This window comes from Methanobrevibacter sp. V74 (assembly GCF_963082495.1).
Taxonomy (GTDB): domain Archaea; phylum Methanobacteriota; class Methanobacteria; order Methanobacteriales; family Methanobacteriaceae; genus Methanocatella.
This window is the reverse complement of sequence record NZ_CAUJAN010000014.1, coordinates 1-1,106: the sequence shown is the minus strand read 5'-3', so window position 1 is coordinate 1,106 and position 1,106 is coordinate 1. Positions and strand designations below refer to the sequence as shown.

Below are 1,106 nucleotides of genomic sequence, written 5' to 3'. Positions count from 1 at the left end.
TAGTAAAAATTCAAATCACACAAGTTTTTGAAAGAGACTGATTTATGTTGAATGCCATCTATTCACATCAACTCTTGGTTTGCTTTTCATTAGCTATTTTTTCATAAGTGCCCGTGAATGCAACTACACAGTCATCATTAAAGATTAGACTATGAACTGAATATAAAAACGTACTGTTCATTAAAAGTTCAAGAATTTAAGACAGGAAAAATGCGGATTTAAAACACAGATAAAAAAATAAGTTTATATAAAATGGAATCTTAGGCCTTCAAAAATCATGATAACAATTGAAGGTTCATTAAATTAACGGAAGCAACATTTCCTTTAATTCAGTAAGTTCTTCAGTTAATGTGTGCCATAACACTTCAAATTCGAAATGTTCATATTGATGGGCTGCGAAATTCCTCATGCCTTTGATTTGCTTCCATGGAATACTGTCATGCTCCTGTTTAAATTCCTCAGACAATCTTCCGACATATTCACCAATTTGAACAATGCACATGCTTGTTGATAACTGAAATGATTGTGATGATTGGAATATCAGATAATTCCTTCATCCAAAAGGCTATCGGCAATGTCGCAGTATTCAATAATTTTTTCAACATATCTGATATCATTGTTTTTCATAAATCAGAACTCCGTCTTTTTTAATTATTGCTAAAAATGATTTATCTTCTATTCCGGTTGATACCACATCAACATGACAGTGTAAAATTTCTTCCAATTCCTGAACAAAACCTATATAATCCAATAAACCTTTAATGTCTCCACGATCAATGAAAAAATCCAAATCACTATCCTCTTTTGCTTCACCACGTGCATAAGAGCCGAATAGACTCATACTATCAACACCATATTCCTGAGCAACAGGTATGGCTTTCTGTTTAATTTCCTCAATAGTATAAATCATGAAAAATCACCTTTAATTTAATAGTTAATTATAATTTTCATTTATTATAAATTCTTTGAAAATGCAACATTCCTAGAAACTTAAGGGTTTTCCAGATGAAATTTTTAATTATTATCATTATTAATAACATTGTTATATCACGTTTAGAGGAGGATTTGGTTTCTTTCAAAAACTTGTGTGATTTGAATTTTTACTA

Annotated in this window: 2 protein-coding genes; both read right to left on the bottom strand. The window is 30.3% G+C overall.

The window, feature by feature from the left end; translation table 11 throughout:
* Positions 1–298 precede the first annotated feature (298 nt).
* Entirely contained in the window at positions 299–541 is a 243-nt protein-coding gene (locus Q9969_RS11580; RefSeq protein WP_305556791.1) for a HepT-like ribonuclease domain-containing protein, read from the bottom strand.
* A 72-nt stretch (positions 542–613) separates the two neighbouring features.
* Complete coding sequence (locus Q9969_RS11575) at positions 614–910, bottom strand: nucleotidyltransferase domain-containing protein (protein WP_305555839.1); 297 nt, start codon at positions 908–910, stop codon at positions 614–616.
* Between the last annotated feature and the right edge of the window lie 196 nt (positions 911–1,106).